The organism is Curvibacter sp. GW821-FHT09D12, from assembly GCF_059416245.1.
On the sequence record NZ_JBWKOU010000012.1, the window covers coordinates 157285 to 174196 of the forward strand.

Below are 16912 nucleotides of genomic sequence, written 5' to 3' on the forward strand. Positions count from 1 at the left end.
ACACGATGGCAGCGTCTCACGGATTGCAGGTGGCCATGGAACAGGCGACGCGTTTGCGTGATGCCGCCGTCCAGCGCCTGGCCCAGGCTCGCCAGGCCCGACTGCGGGCACAGCAGCAAATGGACCAACTGACCGGCTACTCGGGTGAGACCGAGCAGCGGTGGTTGATCCGGGGCCAACTGGGCATCGCGCCGGAGGTGATGTTTCATCACCGGCAGTTCATGGCCCGGCTCGACCAGACCATTGAATTGCAGAAAAGCCAGATGGCGCGCCATGACCAGATGGTGCAGGACGCCGAGCGCGAGCTGACCCAGGCCGAATTGCGCCTCGTGAGCCTGCGCCAGGTGGTGCAGCGCCGTCAGCACGATGCGGCGCTGCTTTTGCAGCGCCGTGAACAGAAAGAGGTGGATGAGTTGGCTGCATCACGCCACCGCCTGAAGATTCAGCCCACAGCCTGACGAGGTAGACCATGAGCGTAGAACAAGTCAAATCCAGCAGCACGTCGGCCAATGCACCGGCTAACGCATCGGCCAGTGCCAGCCACGCCAGAGGGCATGGCAAGTTGGCAGCAGGCGCTGGTGCCGGATTCACCGGACTGCTCGATGATTTTTCGACGGCCTTGACCGATGGCACAGATGCGTCGGCGGCCTCGGGGATGGATGGGGCCGGTGATCTTGGGGCGCTGCTGGCGGGTGGGCCAGGCCAGGCCCGGCGCAAGCCCGGAGTGAAAGGGGTGGATGACGGCACCGACGCCTTGACCCCAACGGATGGGGCTTTGCCCACGGATCTGGTTTCTCAAATGGCTTTGTTGGCCGAATCTGCTCGCCAGGCTGCGACAGGCGCCACAGCGGATGCCAAGACCGTGGCGAACGGGACGGGTGCCGGCGCGGGGCTGCCTGGGGGCATGGCGGCTGGGGCCGATGTGACCAAGGCCACGACCGACCCGGCCGTGTTGGCGCAAATGGCTGCGGCGGCGCAAAAGGACGCTGGCGTGGCGGGGGCTTCCGCCACCGGAGGCAGTGCGGTGGGTGACGCGGGGCGGGTTTCGCTGGAGTCGGGTGCTCTGGCGCGCAAGGGGCATCGCGACATGCTGGCTCAATTGCAGGCGCAGGCCGGTGGCGGTACGGAGGTCGGCAAGGCTGCCTTGACCACGGATGCCGGCAGCGCTGGCAACCTGGTGCCCTTGGCCAAAGCCGATGTTGATTTCAAAGACATGGCCACCCGCCTGATGGACAACACCCCCTTGACGGCTGCCGCCGAGGAGGCTGGCAAACTGCTGGGCCGCCTGACCGGGGCGGATCAGAGTTCATCCAGCGAGCACAAATCGGTGCAGGCGCAGGATGACCGGCAAAGTGCCAGTCTGCAGCCTTTTTCTGATGGGCAGGACCGAAGCCAGAACCTGGGGGTGAGTGCTGCCACGGCCGGTGCGGCGGGGGGGGGCCTGAACGACTCCAATGCGCGCAGCTCGGAGGAGGTGGTTGCTGAGCAGGTCAGCTACTGGATCCACCAGAAGCGCCAGTCTGCCGAGTTGACCCTGGATGGTGGAAACGGACAGCCCGTGGCCGTGAGCATTTCCATGAATGGCAATGAGGCCAGCGTGGCCTTCCGTTCCGACCAGGCCGCCACGCGCGACATGCTCAATGGGGCCTTGCCAGAGCTGAAAACCCTGCTGCAGGGCGAGGGCCTGGTCTTGGCCGGCGCGTCCGTGGGCGCGGGCAGTGCCCAGTCGGACAGCTCTCCGTCGTCGCCCCGTCAAGACGGGAGCGCCACCTCGGGCATCCGTCGAGTGGGCGCGCGAGGCGCGGCCTCGCCGGCTGATGACGGCCCGGCCACCGTGGTGCGGCGATCCGTCAGTACCAACCGCACGCTCGATCTGTTTGTTTGAGTCTGGTGCCAGGTTTGGCCTGCCGCAGGTCGAATCAGGTGCCCTGACACCGTGGCTTGAACCTGTTTAACCCCATTTTTGGGCTTCTATTCTGGCTATTATTGGGCTCGATTGACCCAATAATCCCCAACATGCATCTACTGTGAGCCGTCCCGGCGTGCAGTGGGGTGATCGCCGGAAGGAAACAACGTGTCTGATGCTCCCGCAGCCGATGCCAAGGAAAAGCCCAAAAGCAAAAAGATGATCATCATCATCGCCGCGGCCGTGCTGTTGCTGGGCGGTGGTGGTGCCGGTTACTTTTTGCTCATGAAAAAGAACGTGGACGAGGACGGCGACGAAAAGCCAGCCGCGTCGGCTTCGCACGACTCCAAGAAGGTGGCGCCCACCTATCTGCCGCTCGAGAACATGGTGGTCAACCTGGCCGACCCGGGGGGCGACAGGTTTGCCCAGATCGGTGTCACTTTCGAGATCGAGGACGCTCACGCGGCTGATCAGGTCAAGGCCTATCTGCCCAAGATCCGCGACATGATTTTGCGCCAGACCTCCCAGCGCACGTCGGAAGAGTTGCTGACCACCGATGGCAAGGAAAAATTGGCCGGCGAAGTCCTCAAGGAGTCCTCGCGCATCCTGGGTTTCGAGCCTGAGGACGAAGAGGAGGAGTCTCCCAAGGCCAAGAAAAAGAAGAAGGCTAAACGACCTGAGAGCCCGCTCACAGCCGTGCTGTTTTCCAACTTCATCGTCCAGTAAGGAGCCTTCATGAGCGAATCCTTTCTCTCCCAGGAAGAAGTCGATGCGCTTCTGGAAGGTGTCACGGGCGAGAGCCAGAAGATTGTCGAGGACATCCCCGAAGCGGGGGCGGTTCGCAGCTACGACATCTCCAGCCAGGAGCGGATTGTTCGTGGGCGCATGCCGACGATGGAAATCGTCAACGAGCGCTTTGCCCGCAACTTCCGGATCGGCCTGTTCAACTTCATCCGCCGCAGCCCCGAGATTTCGGTGGGCACCGTGGCCGTGCAACGCTACAGCGCCTTCCTGCGCGAGCTGGCTGTGCCCACCAATTTCAACATTGTGGCCATCCGCCCCTTGCGTGGCAGCGGCTTGATCGTGTGCGAGCCGGCGTTGGTGTTTGGCATCATCGACACCCTGTATGGCGGGGTCGGCAAGTTCCAGACCCGCATCGAAGGGCGGGATTTCTCCCCGACCGAGCAGCGCGTGATCAATCGGCTGGTGGATGTGATCTGCACGGAATACAAGAAAGCCTGGCAGGGCATCTACCCGCTGGAGCTGGAGTATCAGCGTTCGGAAATGCAACCCCAGTTTGCCAACATCGCCACGCCCAGTGAGATCGTGGTGTCCACCGCGTTCCAACTGGAAATCGGCGAGCTGTCGGGGGCCATCCACCTGTGCATGCCCTATGCGACCCTGGAGCCGATTCGTGACGTGCTGTATTCCTCGACCCAGGGCGACTCGATTGAAGTGGACCGCCGATGGGTGAAGGTGCTGACACGAGAAATCCAGGCGGCCGAAGTGACTCTGGTGGCCGAGCTGGCGCGGGCCGACGCTACCGTGGAACAATTGTTGGCCATGAAGCCGGGTGATTTCATCGAGCTGGACCGCCAGCCGCGCATCCGCGCCTCGATTGGCGGTGTGCCGATTTTCGAGTGTCAATACGGCACTCACAACTCAAAGTATGCGATCCGGATCGAGGAATGCCTGCGCAGCCACGATCTGAACTGGATTGGAGATAAGAATGTCGTCTGAAGAAAACCAGGATCCAGCCGACGATCCCATGGCCGGCTGGGCCGAGGCGCTGGAAGAGCAGAAGCGTGCCGATGACGGCCCGGTGCATGAGCCCGGCGGTCCCTTGTCGGGTGGCGAGCCCATGCGTTCGTCCTACGGCGGCTCGACAGGTGGCGATGGCTCGCTCAACGACATCAACATGGTGCTGGACATCCCTGTGCAGTTGTCGGTGGAGTTGGGCCGCACCAAGGTGCCCATCAAGTACATCCTGCAGTTGGCCCAGGGGTCGGTTGTTGAACTTGATGCTTTGGCGGGTGAGCCCATGGACGTGTTGGTGAACGGCTACCTGATTGCGCAGGGCGAGGTGGTGGTGGTGAACGACAAGTTCGGTATCCGCCTGACCGACGTGGTCACGCCGTCCGAGCGCCTGCGTCGCGTGAGCAAGGGATAGAGACATGTGGCAATCAATCGGGCCTTTGGCCTTGCTGGTGGGCTTGCTGGCTTTGCTCCCCTGGGGGCTGCGCTGGTTGCAGCGCCTGCAACGTGGCAAGGCTGGTGGGGCTTGGCTGTCCTCGGACCTGATCTCCAGCGTGGCCGTGGGGCCTCAGCAGCGGGTGGTGACGGTTGAGGTCGGTCCAAGCCACGCGCGGACCTGGCTTGTGCTGGGCGTGACCGCCCAGCAAGTCACCTGTCTGCAAAGCTTTCCGGTGCTTGCGTCAGGAACTGCATCCAATGCGGCTGCGCCTGCCAATTTTGCCGCGGCACTCGCCGCTTCACCTGCTGGATCGGCGAACGATGGGCATTGATTGGAAGGGCTTGATCCGCGCCCAGCGCCTGCGGGCTTCATGTCTGGGCCGGGTGGGGGTGTTGGCGAGCGTGGCGCTGGCGTTGATGGGTTTGTTGCCCTGGTGCGCGCAGGCGCAGCCCGCCGGGCAGTTACCGCTGTTGGTGGGGTCCGGCAGTGGCGGCACCAGTTTTTCGGTGCCCATCCAGACCTTGCTGTTTTTCACGGCGCTCTCGTTCCTGCCAGCCATTCTGCTGATGATGACGGGCTTCACGCGCATTGTGATTGTGCTGTCCTTGCTGCGGCAGGCGATGGGAACGCAATCCGCTCCACCGAACCAGGTGGTGGTGGGTTTGTCGCTGTTCCTGACCTTTTTTGTGATGGGGCCTACCTTCGATCGCATTTACGAAGAGGCCTACCAGCCCTACAGCACCAATGCCATCAGTTTTGAGCAAGCCATGGCCAAGGCTGACCCGCCCATCCGGCAGTTCATGTTGAAGCAGACTCGACAGTCTGATTTTGCGCTGTTCGCCCGTCTGGCCAAGCTGGACCCCAGCGTCACGGCCGAGACGGCGCCCTTGCGCATTCTGGTGCCCGCCTTTGCCACCAGTGAGCTCAAGACCGCGTTCCAGATCGGGTTCATGATCTTCATCCCCTTCCTGGTGATCGACATGGTGGTCTCCAGCATCCTGATGTCGCTGGGCATGATGATGCTGTCCCCCGTGCTGGTGGCCTTGCCGTTCAAACTGATGCTGTTCGTGTTGGCCGACGGCTGGAACCTCATGATTGGCTCGCTTGCGGCCAGTTTTGCGAACTGACGCGCCAACAGAGAGGGACGTTTGTGAATTCTCAAATGGTGCTGACCATCGGGCGCGAAGCGATGGAGTTGATGTTGCTGGTGTCGCTGCCTATCTTGTTGGTGGTGATGGTGGTGGGCCTGGTGGTGAGTGTGTTTCAGGCCATCACGCAAATCCATGAGACCACGCTCACCTTTGTCCCCAAGTTGTTGGCAGCGGTGGCGGTGTTTCTGGTGGGCGGGCCCTGGATGCTGACCACGCTGGTGGACTATCTGCGACGCATGATCGAGTCGATCCCGACCATGGCGGGCTAGGCGTGATCTCGTTTTCCGAGGCGCAGATCGTCGCCTGGATATCCCCGATCCTGTGGCCTTTTCTGCGCGTCCTGGCCATGTTCTCGGTGGCGCCGGTCTATTCGGTGCGCTCGATCCCCATGCGGGCCAAGATCGGGCTGGCTTTTTTGGTGGCTTTGTCAGCCCAGGCCGTGTTGGTGGATCAACCCATGATCTCGGTCAACAGCTCCCAGGCACTGGGCGCGGTGCTGCAGCAGGTGGGGGTGGGCCTGGCGATTGGTTTTGCGGCGCGCCTGGTGTTTGGCTGTGTCGAGTTGGCCGGTGAACTGATTGGCCTGCAGATGGGCCTGAGCTTCGCGTCTTTCTTTGACCCCATGACCAGTCGGCAATCCAGCGCGGTGTCGTCTTTCATGGGCAACATCGCCACTTTGCTGTTTGTGGTGATCAACGGGCACTTGATGCTGTTGATGGCGGTGATCAAAAGCTTTGAGGCGTTCCCGGCCGATGGCAACTTCCTGGAGGCCCTGGCGCAATTGAAGCTGTATCAACTCGGGGCGGATCTGTTTGCGAGCGCTCTGTGGATTGCCTTGCCGGTGATCGGGTTGCTGTTGTTCGTCAACCTGATGCTGGGGGTGATCTCGCGCGTGGCGCCCCAGATGAACATCTTCTCGGTGGGGTTTCCGGTCACGCTCAGCATCGGTTTGCTGGGCGTATCGCTGATCACCCCGATGCTGGATCAACCGGTGCTGGCCTTGCTGGAGCGCGTCATGGACCTGTTCGGGGTGCATTAGGGCGCTTGCGGATCCACCGCCGAGCCTGCGGGGTGGGTCAGACCAGGTTGTTGCGTATCGCGTAGACCGTCAGTTCCGCATTGTTGCTGAGGCTCAGCTTTTCCAGCACCCGGGTTCTGTACACGCTGACGGTCTTGGGGCTGAGCATCAGCTCTTCGGCAATGTCAGACAGGCGCTTGCCCGAGGCAATCTTCAACAGGGTTTGCAGCTCGCGCTCGGACAAGGTGGCGTGGGGCGCCTCATGGGCGGGGCGCGACAGGCTGTCGGCCAGCAACTGGGCCACTTCGGGCGTGAGGTGCTTGCGACCCTCCATCACGGTGCGCACCGCCTTGATCAGGTCTTCAGGGTCGCCCGCCTTGTTCAGGTAGCCCTGGGCCCCGGCCTTGAGGCATCGCAGCGCGTACTGATCCTCCGGGTACATCGAGACAATCAGCACCTTGATCTCAGGGTGGGTTTCCTTCAGGCTGGCGAGCACCTCCAGGCCCCCTCGGCCCGGCATGTTCAGGTCCAGCAGCAGCACGTCGCAAGGGGAGTTGCGCAGGGCTTCGCGCAATTCAGGGTAGCTTCCGGCCTCGGCCGTGACCTGGATGTCCACGGCCTCTGCCAGTGTGTCGCGGATGCCGCGGCGCAGCATGGCATGGTCGTCGCAAAGCATCACGCGGATCATGGGTTGTCCTCTTCGTTGGGGGGCTGGTCGGGCGCATCGTCCATGGGAACCGTGAGCGTGATCGCGGTGCCACGCCCGGGCTGGCTGCTGATGTCCAGCCAGCCACCGGCCATTCTGGCGCGCTCCTGCAAACCTTTGAGGCCGAACGACTTGGGCTTTTCGAGTTCGTCGCCCTGAATGCCCCGGCCATTGTCCGAGACTTCCAGGGTCAAGGCAGCCCGGTCTTCGGCAATATCGATGTCGACCCGGCTGCATTGAGCGTATTTCGTGATGTTGGTCAGGGATTCCTGGGCGGTTCGGTAGGCCACCAACTGGACGTCGCGCGATGCCCGGCTGCTGGTGCCTCCCTCAAGGCGTGCCTGCAGGCGTGCCGGAATGCCGGTGCGGCGGGAGAAACTGTCTGCCAGCCATTGCAGGGCAGGCACCAAACCTTGATCCAGGATGGGTGGGCGCAGGTTCAGCATGATGCGCTGGCTGGCGCCCAGGGCGTGCTGGAGCATGTCCGAGGCCGCTCGGATATGGGCGTCCATGGGTTCGCTGGTGCTGTGTCGGCTCAGCCAGGCCAAGTCGAACTTCACGGCGGTGAGGGCGCCGCCGATGTCGTCGTGGATCTCGCGCGCGATCGCGCTGCGCTCTTGTTCGATCGAGCTTTGCAAGTGTTCCGCCAACTCGGCCAGCCTTTGCTGCGAGGCCGCCAATTCGCGTGCCGCATGTTCTCGTTCGCGATGGGCCTGGTGGATTTCAAGTGCCCGGGTGATGGTGTGCGCCAGCTTGCCGATGCTGTCCTTGAGCAGGTAGTCGCTGATGCCTTGTTGAATGGCTTGCACGGCGGCTGTCTCACCGATGGCGCCTGAAAGCAGGATCACCGGCATCTGACTGGCCAGGCCTGCTTTTTGCACATGCTGCCAGGCATCCAGTGCGTTGAAGCCAGGCAATTGGTAGTCAGCCAGAACGATGTCGGGGCGGGAGGCCAGGGCCCGGTCAAAGTCTTCCAGGGTGTCGACGCGCTCAATGGAAAACTGCAGGCCGGCGCGCTGCAGGGCCAGTCGAGCCAGGTCATGGTCGACTGGGGAGTCTTCCAGATGAAGGATGCGCAGCGATGGGCCGGTCGATTCGTGAGGCATAGCTCAATATGATAGAGCACGCATGATCATCTTCATGGGTGTATGTCCGGGGTGCAGTTTGCGCAGCTTTTTCGCAAAATCAGGGCTGCCGCCTGGCTTTTTTGTGGTCTTGATCGGGCGCAGGTCATGCGCCTATTGCAAAATGCTTTGGCAGTAACGGTGAATTGCAAACGCTAGAAAGTGTGTCGTGGCGACGGAGAAAAAATGCAACCAGCGCTAGAAAATTCCAACGAACCGGCTGTTCACCTCCCCGTCATGGCGGTGGCCGAGATACAAGATTCATTGTTGGTGGTGATGCATGACCTACACCGCCTTGAAGGCTTGCTCAACCATGCGGCTGACAATCTGTTGGATCGCTTTGGTGTGGCCAATCAGAGTCTGTCCGAGTTGGATGTGGCGAGTTCGGAATCGATAGGTCGGGTGCGAGATGCACTGAAAAGTGCGGTCACGGAACTGCAGTTCCATGACATGGCGACCCAGTTGATCACGCACACCACCAAGATCCTGCAAGGATGCGCATTCCGACTGGCCTCCGAATCCATGGGCAATGACGAGGGCGAAGAAGCTGCGCCTTATGCCGATCAGATGCCGGAGCGGCCAAATCCCGTCACTCAGAGCGAAATGGACGCAGGGTCGATCGACCTTTTCTGACGCCCGCGCCTGTTCCCCCTAACCAAGCTGATAAATATAGTTGCTGGAGCCTTAAATGCAATCGATTCTCGCCGTTGATGACTCTCCGTCCATGCGCAAGATGGTGTCCTTCACCTTGACGGGTGCTGGGTACAACGTGGTGGAGGCCGTGGATGGTCAAGACGCTTTTGAAAAGGCTCAAACCCACCACATCGACCTGGTTCTGGCCGACCAGAACATGCCCCGGTTGGATGGCATCGGCCTGACGCGTAAGTTGCGTGAGCATCCCAAATTCAAGACCATTCCTATCTTGATTCTGACCACCGAGTCGAGTGACCAGATGAAACAGGCGGGGCGCAGTGCAGGCGCGACCGGCTGGTTGGTCAAACCATTTGACCCCAATCGCTTGATCGAAGTCATCCAGAAGGTCATTCGATGACCGGACACTTTCTTCAGTTGACGTTTTCAGGAGCAAGGCATGGCTGAAGTGCATGACGGTGGAAGTTCTGGTGCGGACTTTGATCTTAGTCAGTTTTATCAAATTTTCTTTGAGGAAGCTGGTGAGAATCTTGACTTGATGGAGCAGATGCTTCTGGAGTTGGATCTGGCCAGTGCCGATGACGAAGAGCTCAACGGCATCTTCCGTTGCGCCCATTCGATCAAGGGGGGGGCTGCGACGTTCGGTTTCTCCGATGTGGCCGAGTTGACCCATCACATGGAATCTCTGCTGGACAAGTTGCGCCGGCGTGAGTTGAAGCCGATTCCCCAGATGGTGGACGTTCTGCTGGAGTCGGCTGACGCCTCCCGCGGGCTGTTGGCAGTGCATCAGGCGGGTGGAGAAGGAACGCCTCCGTCCACCGAAGACTTGGTGCGGCGTATCAGTGAACTGGCCTCGGGTGGTGTACCTGCGGCACCCGCGCCCGCACCGGTGGCCGCAGCGGCGCCAGCACCCGTGGCGGCGCCGGCACCTGTTGCAGCCCCTGCGACCGCAGCAGCGGGTGGGATCCGTTCGCTTGAGATCGTGATCGGCCCCTTGGGTCGTCCGGAACAGGCCGACGCCATCCCGGAGTTGTTCCGCGATATCCCTGGTTTGGGCACCATCGAGGCACGCCCGAGCTCGCAGGCGGACCTGCGCGTTTTTGCCGTGGAAACAGCTTCATCGGATGACGAGTTGCTGGATTTGTTTGTCTTCCATGTGGCCAAGGATCAGGTCAAGATCCGTGACTTGGCCGCAGCACCTGCGGCGGCACCTGCGCCGGAAATCCCTGGCTTTGGATTGTTCGATCCGGTAGAACCCCCGGCCGTGGTGCCGTCCGCATCGGCTTCGCCGGCACCCGCTTCGGGCTTCGGTTTCTTTGCCGGCGCGCCCGGTGTTCCGGAAGCGGCTGCAGCACCGGTGGCGAAGGTGGTCGAGACCGAGGTGGTCAAGTCATCTGTGCCTGCCAAGGCTGCCGAGCCCAAAGCCCATACGCAGGCTCAATTGGAGGCCGCGACGATCCGTGTGGCGGTGAACAAGGTGGATCAACTGATCAACCTGGTGGGCGAACTGGTGATCACTCAGGCGATGTTGGCGCAAAACAGCCGCAGCCTGGACCCGGCTCTCAACCAGCAGTTGCTGGCCGGCTTGGCCGATCTTGACCGAAACACCCGCGACCTGCAGGAATCGGTCATGTCGATCCGCATGATCCCCATGTCCATCGTGTTCAGCCGCTTCCCGCGGATGTTGCGTGACCTGGCCAACAAACTGGGCAAGAAGGTGGACCTGATCACCCAGGGCGAGGCCACTGAGCTGGACAAGGGACTGGTGGAAAAGATCACTGATCCGCTGACCCACCTGGTTCGCAACAGTTGCGACCATGGCATCGAGTTGCCCGAGGAGCGTCTGGCCAAAGGCAAGTCGGCTCAGGGCACCATCACATTGTCTGCGGCACACCAGGGTGGCTCGATCGTGATCGAGGTGCGCGATGACGGACGAGGCCTGTCGCGCGAGAAAATTTTGGGCAAGGCGCGTGAGCGTGGCCTGGATGTTTCCGACCAGATGAGTGATGCCGATGTTTGGCAGCTGATTTTTGCCCCGGGCTTCTCGACCGCTGAGGTGGTGACCGATGTGTCTGGCCGCGGCGTCGGCATGGATGTGGTGAAGAAGAACATCCTGGCCCTGAATGGCACGGTGGAGATCGATTCGGCCGAAGGCTACGGCATGAAGGTGTCGGTGCGTCTGCCGCTGACGCTGGCCATCATGGATGGCATGTCGGTGGGGGTCGGCGACGAGGTCTACATCCTGCCCTTGTCGTCGGTGGTGGAGTCCTTCCAGGTGAATGACGACTCTGTCAGCACCGTTGCGCAGGGCTCGCAGCTGGTCAAGGTGCGTGAAGAGTACATGCCGGTGATCGAGTTGGAGAAGGTTTTCCAGGTGCCGCGCTTCGATTTCGAGAAGAGCAGCAGCATCATGGTGGTGGTCGAGGCCGAGGGCAGCCGTGTGGCGCTGTTGGTGGATGAACTGCTGGGCCAGCATCAGGTGGTGGTGAAGAACCTGGAAACCAATTACCGCAAGGTTCCAAACGTGTCGGGTGCCACCATCCTGGGCGACGGCAAGGTGGCCTTGATCCTGGATACGGCGGGCCTGGTGCGGCGCGCTCGTCATTGAGTCTGTGAGTCTTTGAAGGAGAACATCATGAGTGTGATCGGTAAAACTTCTGAAGGTGCCCCGGCCGGTGCTCGTGAGTACCTGACCTTTCGCCTGGATCAGGAGGAGTACGGGATCGACATCCTGAAGGTGCAGGAAATCCGGGGCTATGAGCCCCCGACACGCATTGCCAATGCCCCTGAATTCATCAAGGGTGTTGTGAACCTCCGCGGCACGATCGTGCCCATTGTGGACATGCGTCTGAAGTTCAACTGTGCCAACGCTGAGTACAACAACTTCACGGTGGTGATCATCCTGAACCTGCGCACCCGTGTGGTGGGTATCGTGGTGGATTCGGTGAGCGATGTGATGGAGTTGTCGCCCGACAACATCAAGGCTGCACCAGACATTGAGAGCGTGATCGACAACGGTTGCATTCTGGGTCTGGGTTCGGTGGGTGAGCGGATGCTGATCCTGCTGGACATCGAGAAGCTGATGTCGGGTGTGGACATGGGTTTGGTGGCGGCCATTTGAGCCTTTCTTTGTTCCCGTTTGAGACTGCCTCGGCGAGTCATCTTCCCGCTTGGGGTGTGCTCGCAGATAAGGATGCCCAATGATGTCCAGCATGCACCGAGTTGATGCCGGAAGTTCCTCTGTCAAAGACAAGGCGCCGGCCATGCCCGCCACCAATGGCCCGGTCATGCAAGGACGAGAGTTCGTCTGGACCGATGCGGACTTCTCGCGGGTGCAGTCGCTGATCTACCAGCGCGCTGGCATCAACCTTCACGATGGCAAGCATGCGATGGTCTATAGCCGTCTCTCGCGGCGCCTGCGCGAAACCGGGCACACTAGTTTTCGTGACTACCTGAGTTGGTTGGAAACGCATGATGGTCCCGAATGGCAGGAGTTCGTCAATGCCTTGACGACCAATCTGACGGCGTTCTTCCGTGAACAACACCATTTCGAGATTTTTGCAGCCCACCTTAAATCACGGCCTACTGGTTCGCCTTGGAAGGTTTGGTGCAACGCGGCGTCGACGGGGGAAGAACCTTACTCGATTGTGATGACGGCCTTTGAGACGCTGGGCAACAACGCTCAGTTCAAGCTGACCGCCAGTGACATCGACTCCAAGGTGCTGGCGTCGGCAGCCCAGGGTGTTTATCGGCTCGACAACCTCAAGGGCCTGACACAGGAGCGATTGCAGCGCTTTTTCATGCGCGGCAAGGATTCCAACGCGGGCCTGATTCGGGTGAAGCCTGAACTGCGAAAAGCCATCGAGTTTCTGAGCGTCAATCTGATCCGCGATGACTGGCCGTTCAAGGAACCTTTTGATGTGGTTTTTTGCCGCAACGTGATGATCTACTTTGATGCACCGACCCAACGTAAGGTGTTGGAGCGAATTCATCGCGTGCTCAAACCCGGTGGAATGTTGTTTGTCGGGCATGCCGAGAACTTCAGTGAGTCGCGTGACCTGTTCACCTTGCGTGGCAAGACGGTCTATGAGCGTCGGTGACGCCAACCCATTCATGATTTGTCGACCATGACACTTACGCCAAACAACCCGTTCCCATCGCCTCGCGGCATGCCCTTGCCGGCCGGCGTTGATCGGCGACAGGCGCCACGCATTCAACCTGTGTCGCCCAACGCCTACAACACGGCGGGGGCCAATGGGGCGCGGACCTCGACATTGGAGGAGCTCAAGCTGAAATCCCGCAAAGCAGGGGAGGCCAGTTTCTTCTACTTCGATCACCATTTCCAGTACAACGCCGTCAAGGTGTTGCCCGGTGAGTACTTCGTGGCCGATGAAAACCTGGTGATTATGACGGTGCTGGGGTCGTGCATTGCCGCCTGCATCTGGGACAGTCGCTCTCTGGTCGGGGGGATGAACCACTTCATGCTGCCAGAAGGCGAAGGCGGGGATTCATCGGGTCGCTATGGTTCGTACGCGATGGAATTGCTGATCAACGAATTGATGAAGCAAGGTGCCCGACGGGAGACCATGCAGGCGAAGATCTTTGGTGGTGGTGCTGTGATGGCCAATTTCACAACCATGAATGTGGGGGAGCGCAACACCAAGTTCGTGCGTGACTACTTGCAGACTGAGCGCATCCCGGTGGTTTCCGAGGACGTGTTGGATATCTACCCACGCAAGGTCTGTTTCTTCCCGGTCACGGGCAAAGCCATGGTCAAGAGGCTGGCCCACGCCCATCCCGAAACCATGGCGCAGGAAAAGCGCGGCAACGTGGCGACGGTGGTGCAAACCACGGCCGGTGGTTCTGTGGATCTGTTCTGATTTCGATGGGATAGAAGAGAAAAATGGGGATGTCAAAAAAAATCCGAGTGGTGGTGGTGGATGATTCGGCGCTGGTTCGCAGCTTGTTGTCCGAGATCATCAACCGGCAGCGCGACATGGAATGTGTGGGGACGGCCAACGATCCGCTGATCGCTCGGGAGATGATCCGGGAGTTGAATCCGGACGTGATCACCCTGGATGTTGAAATGCCTCGAATGGATGGGATCGACTTCCTGGGGCGCCTGATGCGCTTGCGACCCATGCCGGTCGTGATGATTTCGACGCTGACTGAAAAAGGCGCTGAGGTGACCTTGAGGGCACTGGAGTTGGGCGCCGTGGATTTCGTGGCCAAGCCCCGTGTCGGGCTGGCCAACGGCATCAATGAATTGGCCAATCAGATCGTTGACAAAATCCGTGTGGCGTCGGTGGCGCATGTTCATCGGGGGCATCAGGACCTGCATGTGGCTGGTGCCGTGCAGGCGCCGTCTGGCGGCGCAGCAAGTGCCACACCAGCCCGTCCCGCCCCGACTTTGCTCGGGCGCTTGTCTACTGAAAAGATCATTTTCATTGGGGCCTCCACAGGGGGAACCGAGGCCATCAAGGAGATCCTGGTGCGCATGCCCGCGGACTCTCCTGCGATCGTGATCACCCAGCACATGCCGCCAGGCTTCACCACCAGTTTTGCAGCACGGCTCAACGGCCTTTGCCAGATCACCGTCAAGGAGGCTTCGAACGGTGAACGAATTCTGCCCGGTCACGCCTACATCGCCCCGGGCGGACGCCAGTTCCGCATTGATCGCAGCGGTGCCAACTACGTCGCCGTGGTTGAAGACACGGAGCCGGTGAACCGGCACAAGCCCTCGGTTGAAGTCTTGTTCAAATCGGCTGCGTCAGTGGTGGGGCGCAATGCCTTTGGCATCATGTTGACCGGAATGGGCAACGACGGTGCCAAGGCCATGCGCGAAATGAAGGATGCCGGTAGCTACAACTATGTGCAGGACGAAGCCAGCTGCATCGTGTTCGGCATGCCTCGTGAGGCCATTGCACACGGCGCTGCAGATGAGGTCTTGTCACTCGACAAGATCGCTGGGGCATTGCTGGCCCGATTGGGTGGTACCACCGATCGGCTGCATCACCGCATTTGAGTTGGGTTAGGCGATGACGACGGCGTGAACTGTTGGTCAGTCACGCCGAAGGGCGTGGTCGGTGTTTCAGTTCGACAATGTCTCCCAGCGTTCCAAGGCATTCATCAGGGCTTCTTCGATTTCCGCATTGCGCTGGGTGAGTTGCGTGGCCTTGGCTGGATCGTTGGCATAAAGTTGCCCGTCGGCCAATGCAGCGAGCAAGGCTGATTGTTCTGTTTCCAACTGCTCGATCAATGCAGGCAGGGCATCCAACTCCCTTTGTTCTTTGTAGCTGAGTTTGCGCCGAGCGGCCACCTGCTGAACCGGAGCGCTGCTCACCGAGGCTTCGGCGGCGGCAGGTTCATTCTTCACGGGGGCTGTTTTGCCAGCCTCCTTGGCCGCACTGGCCAAGATCTGCCGCGATCGTTGGGACTGGATCAGCCAGTCTTGCACACTGCCTTCGTATTCTCGCCATTGGCCTTCACCTTCCCAGGCGATGGTGCTGGTGACCACGTTGTCCAGAAAAGTCCGGTCGTGGCTGACCAGGAAGACAGTGCCATCAAAGTTCTGGAGCAGGTCCTCCAGCAGTTCCAGGGTATCAATGTCCAGGTCGTTGGTCGGCTCGTCCAGAACCAACACATTGGTGGGGCGGGCGAACAGCCGGGCCAGCAACAAGCGGTTGCGCTCGCCGCCAGACAGCGTGCGTACCGGAGAGTTGGCGCGGGCTGGAGAGAACAGGAAATCGCCCAGGTAGCTCTTGACATGCTTGCGCTGCTGACCGATTTCGATCCACTCGCTGCCTGGGCTGATGAAGTCGGCCAAGGTCGCGTCCAAGTCAATCGCTTGTCTCATTTGATCGTAGTAGGCCACCTGAAGATTGGCACCCTGCCGAACTGTTCCTGTATCGGGCTGTAGCTCGCCCAGAATCATTTTCAACAAGGTCGATTTGCCAGCACCATTGGGCCCAATCAGCCCCACTTTATCGCCACGCAAAATCGTCCCCGTGAAATCACGCACGACGGTTCGCTCTCCGAAGGATTTGGTGACATGAGCCAGTTCGGCAACGAGCTTGCCAGACGGCAGCCCAGAAGCCACATCCATTCGCACACTCCCCAGGGCTTCGCGACGCGCACTTCGCTGGGCCCGCAGCTTTTCAAGGCGTCCGATGCGGCTTTGGCTGCGAGTCCGGCGGGCCTCAACGCCTTTGCGAATCCAGACCTCCTCTTGAGCCAGGAGCTTGTCTGCCTTGGCCGCAATGACAGCCTCCTGGGCCAGTTGTTCCTCCTTCTGGAGGAGATACTGAGCAAAATTGCCTGGATAGGAGCGCAGGTGGCCTCGATCCAGCTCAACGATGCGGGTGGCGACCTGGTCGAGGAACGTCCGGTCGTGTGTGATCGTGACGACGCTTCCTTTGAACTCTTTCAGCAGCCCTTCCAGCCACTCGATCGAATCCAGATCCAAGTGGTTGGTGGGCTCATCCAGCAGAAGTACGTCAGGTTTGGCGACGAGCGCCTGTGCCAAGGCAACCCGCTTCTTTGTCCCCCCAGAAAGAGTGCCAACTTTCGCATCAGGGGCAAGATGCAAGCGATCTAAAGTTTCCTCGACGCGCTGTTCCCAATTCCATGCGTCATAGGCCTCGATCTGGGATTGCAGTGCGTCGAGATCAACGCCCTCGGCGCCAGACAAATACTGGTCTCTTAGTGCGATGACCGTAGACAGTCCAACGCTCGCAGCCTCGAATACGGAGTGATCGGGTTCAAGAAGGGGTTCTTGGGCCACGTAGGCGATTCGGAGCCCTTGCTGCACTTGGAGTAAGCCGTCGTCGGGTTTTTCAAGCCCGCCAAGGATCTTCAGCAGTGAAGATTTGCCAGCTCCGTTACGACCGATCAAGCCAACGCGCTCGGTCGATTCAAGAGAAAAGGTGGCGCCATCGAGCAAAGCGACGTGCCCAAACGCCAAGTGGGCGTCAAGTAAGGTTAGGAGTGCCATTGGGCACAGATTATCGGCGCCCTTGCTGTTGCGTGCCCTTCCCCGGCGGGCTAGTTCGGCCGAAGATCGCAGCAGAAGCTTCCGGGAAGCCACTCTTGTTTCGGGCCTGATTTTTTGTGTATACTAGCGGGCTCGACTGCACAGAACAGTGCTTAGCGAGGTGGCTGGG

The 16912-nt window shown here is 60.3% G+C and carries 19 protein-coding genes; 16 read left to right on the top strand and 3 right to left on the bottom strand.

Going from position 1 to position 16912, the window contains the following annotated elements:
- The first annotated feature begins 5 nt into the window (after window positions 1–5).
- The 9 genes from fliJ (at window position 6) to fliR (ending at window position 6290) form a co-directional block, all read left to right on the top strand.
- The gene (fliJ, locus tag AC07PT_RS19570) at window positions 6–458 is read left to right on the top strand and encodes a flagellar export protein FliJ (RefSeq protein WP_492349178.1); all 453 of its coding nucleotides are present in this window, start codon (window positions 6–8) and stop codon (window positions 456–458) included.
- Window positions 459–469: 11 nt separating this feature from the next.
- Window positions 470–1885 (top strand): flagellar hook-length control protein FliK, encoded by a 1416-nt coding sequence (locus tag AC07PT_RS19575; protein WP_494657789.1) that lies wholly within the window; start codon window positions 470–472, stop codon window positions 1883–1885.
- 189 nt (window positions 1886–2074) lie between these two features.
- Complete coding sequence (locus AC07PT_RS19580; protein WP_494657790.1) at window positions 2075–2632, top strand: flagellar basal body-associated FliL family protein; 558 nt, start codon at window positions 2075–2077, stop codon at window positions 2630–2632.
- Window positions 2633–2641: 9 nt separating this feature from the next.
- On the top strand, window positions 2642–3646 hold the full coding sequence (gene fliM / locus AC07PT_RS19585; RefSeq protein WP_027476357.1) for a flagellar motor switch protein FliM: 1005 nt from the start codon (window positions 2642–2644) through the stop codon (window positions 3644–3646).
- Window positions 3636–4076, top strand: a complete 441-nt coding sequence (gene fliN / locus AC07PT_RS19590; RefSeq protein ID WP_492349175.1) for a flagellar motor switch protein FliN — start codon at window positions 3636–3638, stop codon at window positions 4074–4076. Before fliM ends, fliN begins: the two co-directional genes overlap by 11 nt.
- A gap of 4 nt (window positions 4077–4080) precedes the next feature.
- The gene (locus AC07PT_RS19595; RefSeq protein WP_494657791.1) at window positions 4081–4431 is read left to right on the top strand and encodes a FliO/MopB family protein; all 351 of its coding nucleotides are present in this window, start codon (window positions 4081–4083) and stop codon (window positions 4429–4431) included.
- 85 nt (window positions 4432–4516) lie between these two features.
- Window positions 4517–5227 (top strand): flagellar type III secretion system pore protein FliP, encoded by a 711-nt coding sequence (gene fliP, locus AC07PT_RS19600; RefSeq protein WP_492349319.1) that lies wholly within the window; start codon window positions 4517–4519, stop codon window positions 5225–5227.
- 23 nt (window positions 5228–5250) lie between these two features.
- Window positions 5251–5520: a flagellar biosynthesis protein FliQ gene (gene fliQ / locus AC07PT_RS19605; RefSeq protein ID WP_492349173.1), complete on the top strand. Its 270-nt coding sequence runs from the start codon at window positions 5251–5253 to the stop codon at window positions 5518–5520.
- 2 nt (window positions 5521–5522) lie between these two features.
- Window positions 5523–6290 carry a flagellar biosynthetic protein FliR gene (fliR, locus tag AC07PT_RS19610; protein ID WP_492349172.1) on the top strand — a complete coding sequence of 256 codons (768 nt, stop codon included), beginning with the start codon at window positions 5523–5525 and terminating at the stop codon, window positions 6288–6290.
- Between the two features lie 37 nt (window positions 6291–6327).
- On the opposite strand, the gene AC07PT_RS19615 is transcribed toward fliR, so the two are convergent.
- Together AC07PT_RS19615 and AC07PT_RS19620 are read right to left on the bottom strand one after the other, a co-directional pair.
- Window positions 6328–6957 (bottom strand): response regulator, encoded by a 630-nt coding sequence (locus tag AC07PT_RS19615; protein ID WP_492349171.1) that lies wholly within the window; start codon window positions 6955–6957, stop codon window positions 6328–6330.
- Window positions 6954–8081 carry a hybrid sensor histidine kinase/response regulator gene (locus AC07PT_RS19620; protein WP_492349170.1) on the bottom strand — a complete coding sequence of 376 codons (1128 nt, stop codon included), beginning with the start codon at window positions 8079–8081 and terminating at the stop codon, window positions 6954–6956. The genes AC07PT_RS19615 and AC07PT_RS19620 overlap by 4 nt, the downstream gene beginning before the upstream one ends.
- Before the next feature lie 204 nt (window positions 8082–8285).
- Here AC07PT_RS19620 and AC07PT_RS19625 point away from each other — a divergent pair, with 204 nt between their 5' ends.
- From AC07PT_RS19625 to AC07PT_RS19655, 7 genes are all read left to right on the top strand, one after another.
- A complete protein-coding gene (locus AC07PT_RS19625; protein WP_492349169.1) occupies window positions 8286–8732 on the top strand; it encodes a hypothetical protein in 447 nt (148 codons plus the stop codon).
- Between the two features lie 55 nt (window positions 8733–8787).
- The gene (locus AC07PT_RS19630; RefSeq protein WP_027476349.1) at window positions 8788–9150 is read left to right on the top strand and encodes a response regulator; all 363 of its coding nucleotides are present in this window, start codon (window positions 8788–8790) and stop codon (window positions 9148–9150) included.
- Between the two features lie 39 nt (window positions 9151–9189).
- Complete coding sequence (locus AC07PT_RS19635; RefSeq protein WP_494657792.1) at window positions 9190–11358, top strand: chemotaxis protein CheW; 2169 nt, start codon at window positions 9190–9192, stop codon at window positions 11356–11358.
- A 27-nt stretch (window positions 11359–11385) separates the two neighbouring features.
- Window positions 11386–11871, top strand: coding sequence for a chemotaxis protein CheW (locus AC07PT_RS19640; protein ID WP_027476347.1), 486 nt, complete (start codon window positions 11386–11388; stop codon window positions 11869–11871).
- A 142-nt stretch (window positions 11872–12013) separates the two neighbouring features.
- Window positions 12014–12850 (top strand): CheR family methyltransferase, encoded by an 837-nt coding sequence (locus tag AC07PT_RS19645; protein ID WP_492349318.1) that lies wholly within the window; start codon window positions 12014–12016, stop codon window positions 12848–12850.
- A 69-nt stretch (window positions 12851–12919) separates the two neighbouring features.
- Window positions 12920–13630, top strand: a complete 711-nt coding sequence (gene cheD, locus AC07PT_RS19650) for a chemoreceptor glutamine deamidase CheD (RefSeq protein WP_492349167.1) — start codon at window positions 12920–12922, stop codon at window positions 13628–13630.
- A 29-nt stretch (window positions 13631–13659) separates the two neighbouring features.
- On the top strand, window positions 13660–14775 hold the full coding sequence (locus tag AC07PT_RS19655; RefSeq protein WP_494657793.1) for a protein-glutamate methylesterase/protein-glutamine glutaminase: 1116 nt from the start codon (window positions 13660–13662) through the stop codon (window positions 14773–14775).
- Between the two features lie 66 nt (window positions 14776–14841).
- Here the strand turns inward: AC07PT_RS19655 and AC07PT_RS19660 are convergent, their stop codons facing one another.
- On the bottom strand, window positions 14842–16743 hold the full coding sequence (locus tag AC07PT_RS19660) for an ABC-F family ATP-binding cassette domain-containing protein (RefSeq protein WP_494657794.1): 1902 nt from the start codon (window positions 16741–16743) through the stop codon (window positions 14842–14844).
- Window positions 16744–16912: the final 169 nt, after the last annotated feature.

Coding starts and splice junctions, on each gene's coding strand:
- AC07PT_RS19620 (WP_492349170.1), bottom strand. CDS start 8,081: ATGCCTCACGAATCGACCGGCCCATCGCTGCGCATCCTTCATCTGGAA.
- fliN (WP_492349175.1), top strand. CDS start 3,636: ATGTCGTCTGAAGAAAACCAGGATCCAGCCGACGATCCCATGGCCGGC.
- AC07PT_RS19655 (WP_494657793.1), top strand. CDS start 13,660: ATGTCAAAAAAAATCCGAGTGGTGGTGGTGGATGATTCGGCGCTGGTT.
- AC07PT_RS19635 (WP_494657792.1), top strand. CDS start 9,190: ATGGCTGAAGTGCATGACGGTGGAAGTTCTGGTGCGGACTTTGATCTT.
- AC07PT_RS19630 (WP_027476349.1), top strand. CDS start 8,788: ATGCAATCGATTCTCGCCGTTGATGACTCTCCGTCCATGCGCAAGATG.
- fliP (WP_492349319.1), top strand. CDS start 4,517: ATGGGTTTGTTGCCCTGGTGCGCGCAGGCGCAGCCCGCCGGGCAGTTA.
- AC07PT_RS19595 (WP_494657791.1), top strand. CDS start 4,081: ATGTGGCAATCAATCGGGCCTTTGGCCTTGCTGGTGGGCTTGCTGGCT.
- fliM (WP_027476357.1), top strand. CDS start 2,642: ATGAGCGAATCCTTTCTCTCCCAGGAAGAAGTCGATGCGCTTCTGGAA.
- AC07PT_RS19625 (WP_492349169.1), top strand. CDS start 8,286: ATGCAACCAGCGCTAGAAAATTCCAACGAACCGGCTGTTCACCTCCCC.
- cheD (WP_492349167.1), top strand. CDS start 12,920: ATGCCCTTGCCGGCCGGCGTTGATCGGCGACAGGCGCCACGCATTCAA.
- fliJ (WP_492349178.1), top strand. CDS start 6: ATGGCAGCGTCTCACGGATTGCAGGTGGCCATGGAACAGGCGACGCGT.
- AC07PT_RS19640 (WP_027476347.1), top strand. CDS start 11,386: ATGAGTGTGATCGGTAAAACTTCTGAAGGTGCCCCGGCCGGTGCTCGT.
- AC07PT_RS19660 (WP_494657794.1), bottom strand. CDS start 16,743: ATGGCACTCCTAACCTTACTTGACGCCCACTTGGCGTTTGGGCACGTC.
- AC07PT_RS19645 (WP_492349318.1), top strand. CDS start 12,014: ATGCCCGCCACCAATGGCCCGGTCATGCAAGGACGAGAGTTCGTCTGG.
- AC07PT_RS19615 (WP_492349171.1), bottom strand. CDS start 6,957: ATGATCCGCGTGATGCTTTGCGACGACCATGCCATGCTGCGCCGCGGC.
- AC07PT_RS19575 (WP_494657789.1), top strand. CDS start 470: ATGAGCGTAGAACAAGTCAAATCCAGCAGCACGTCGGCCAATGCACCG.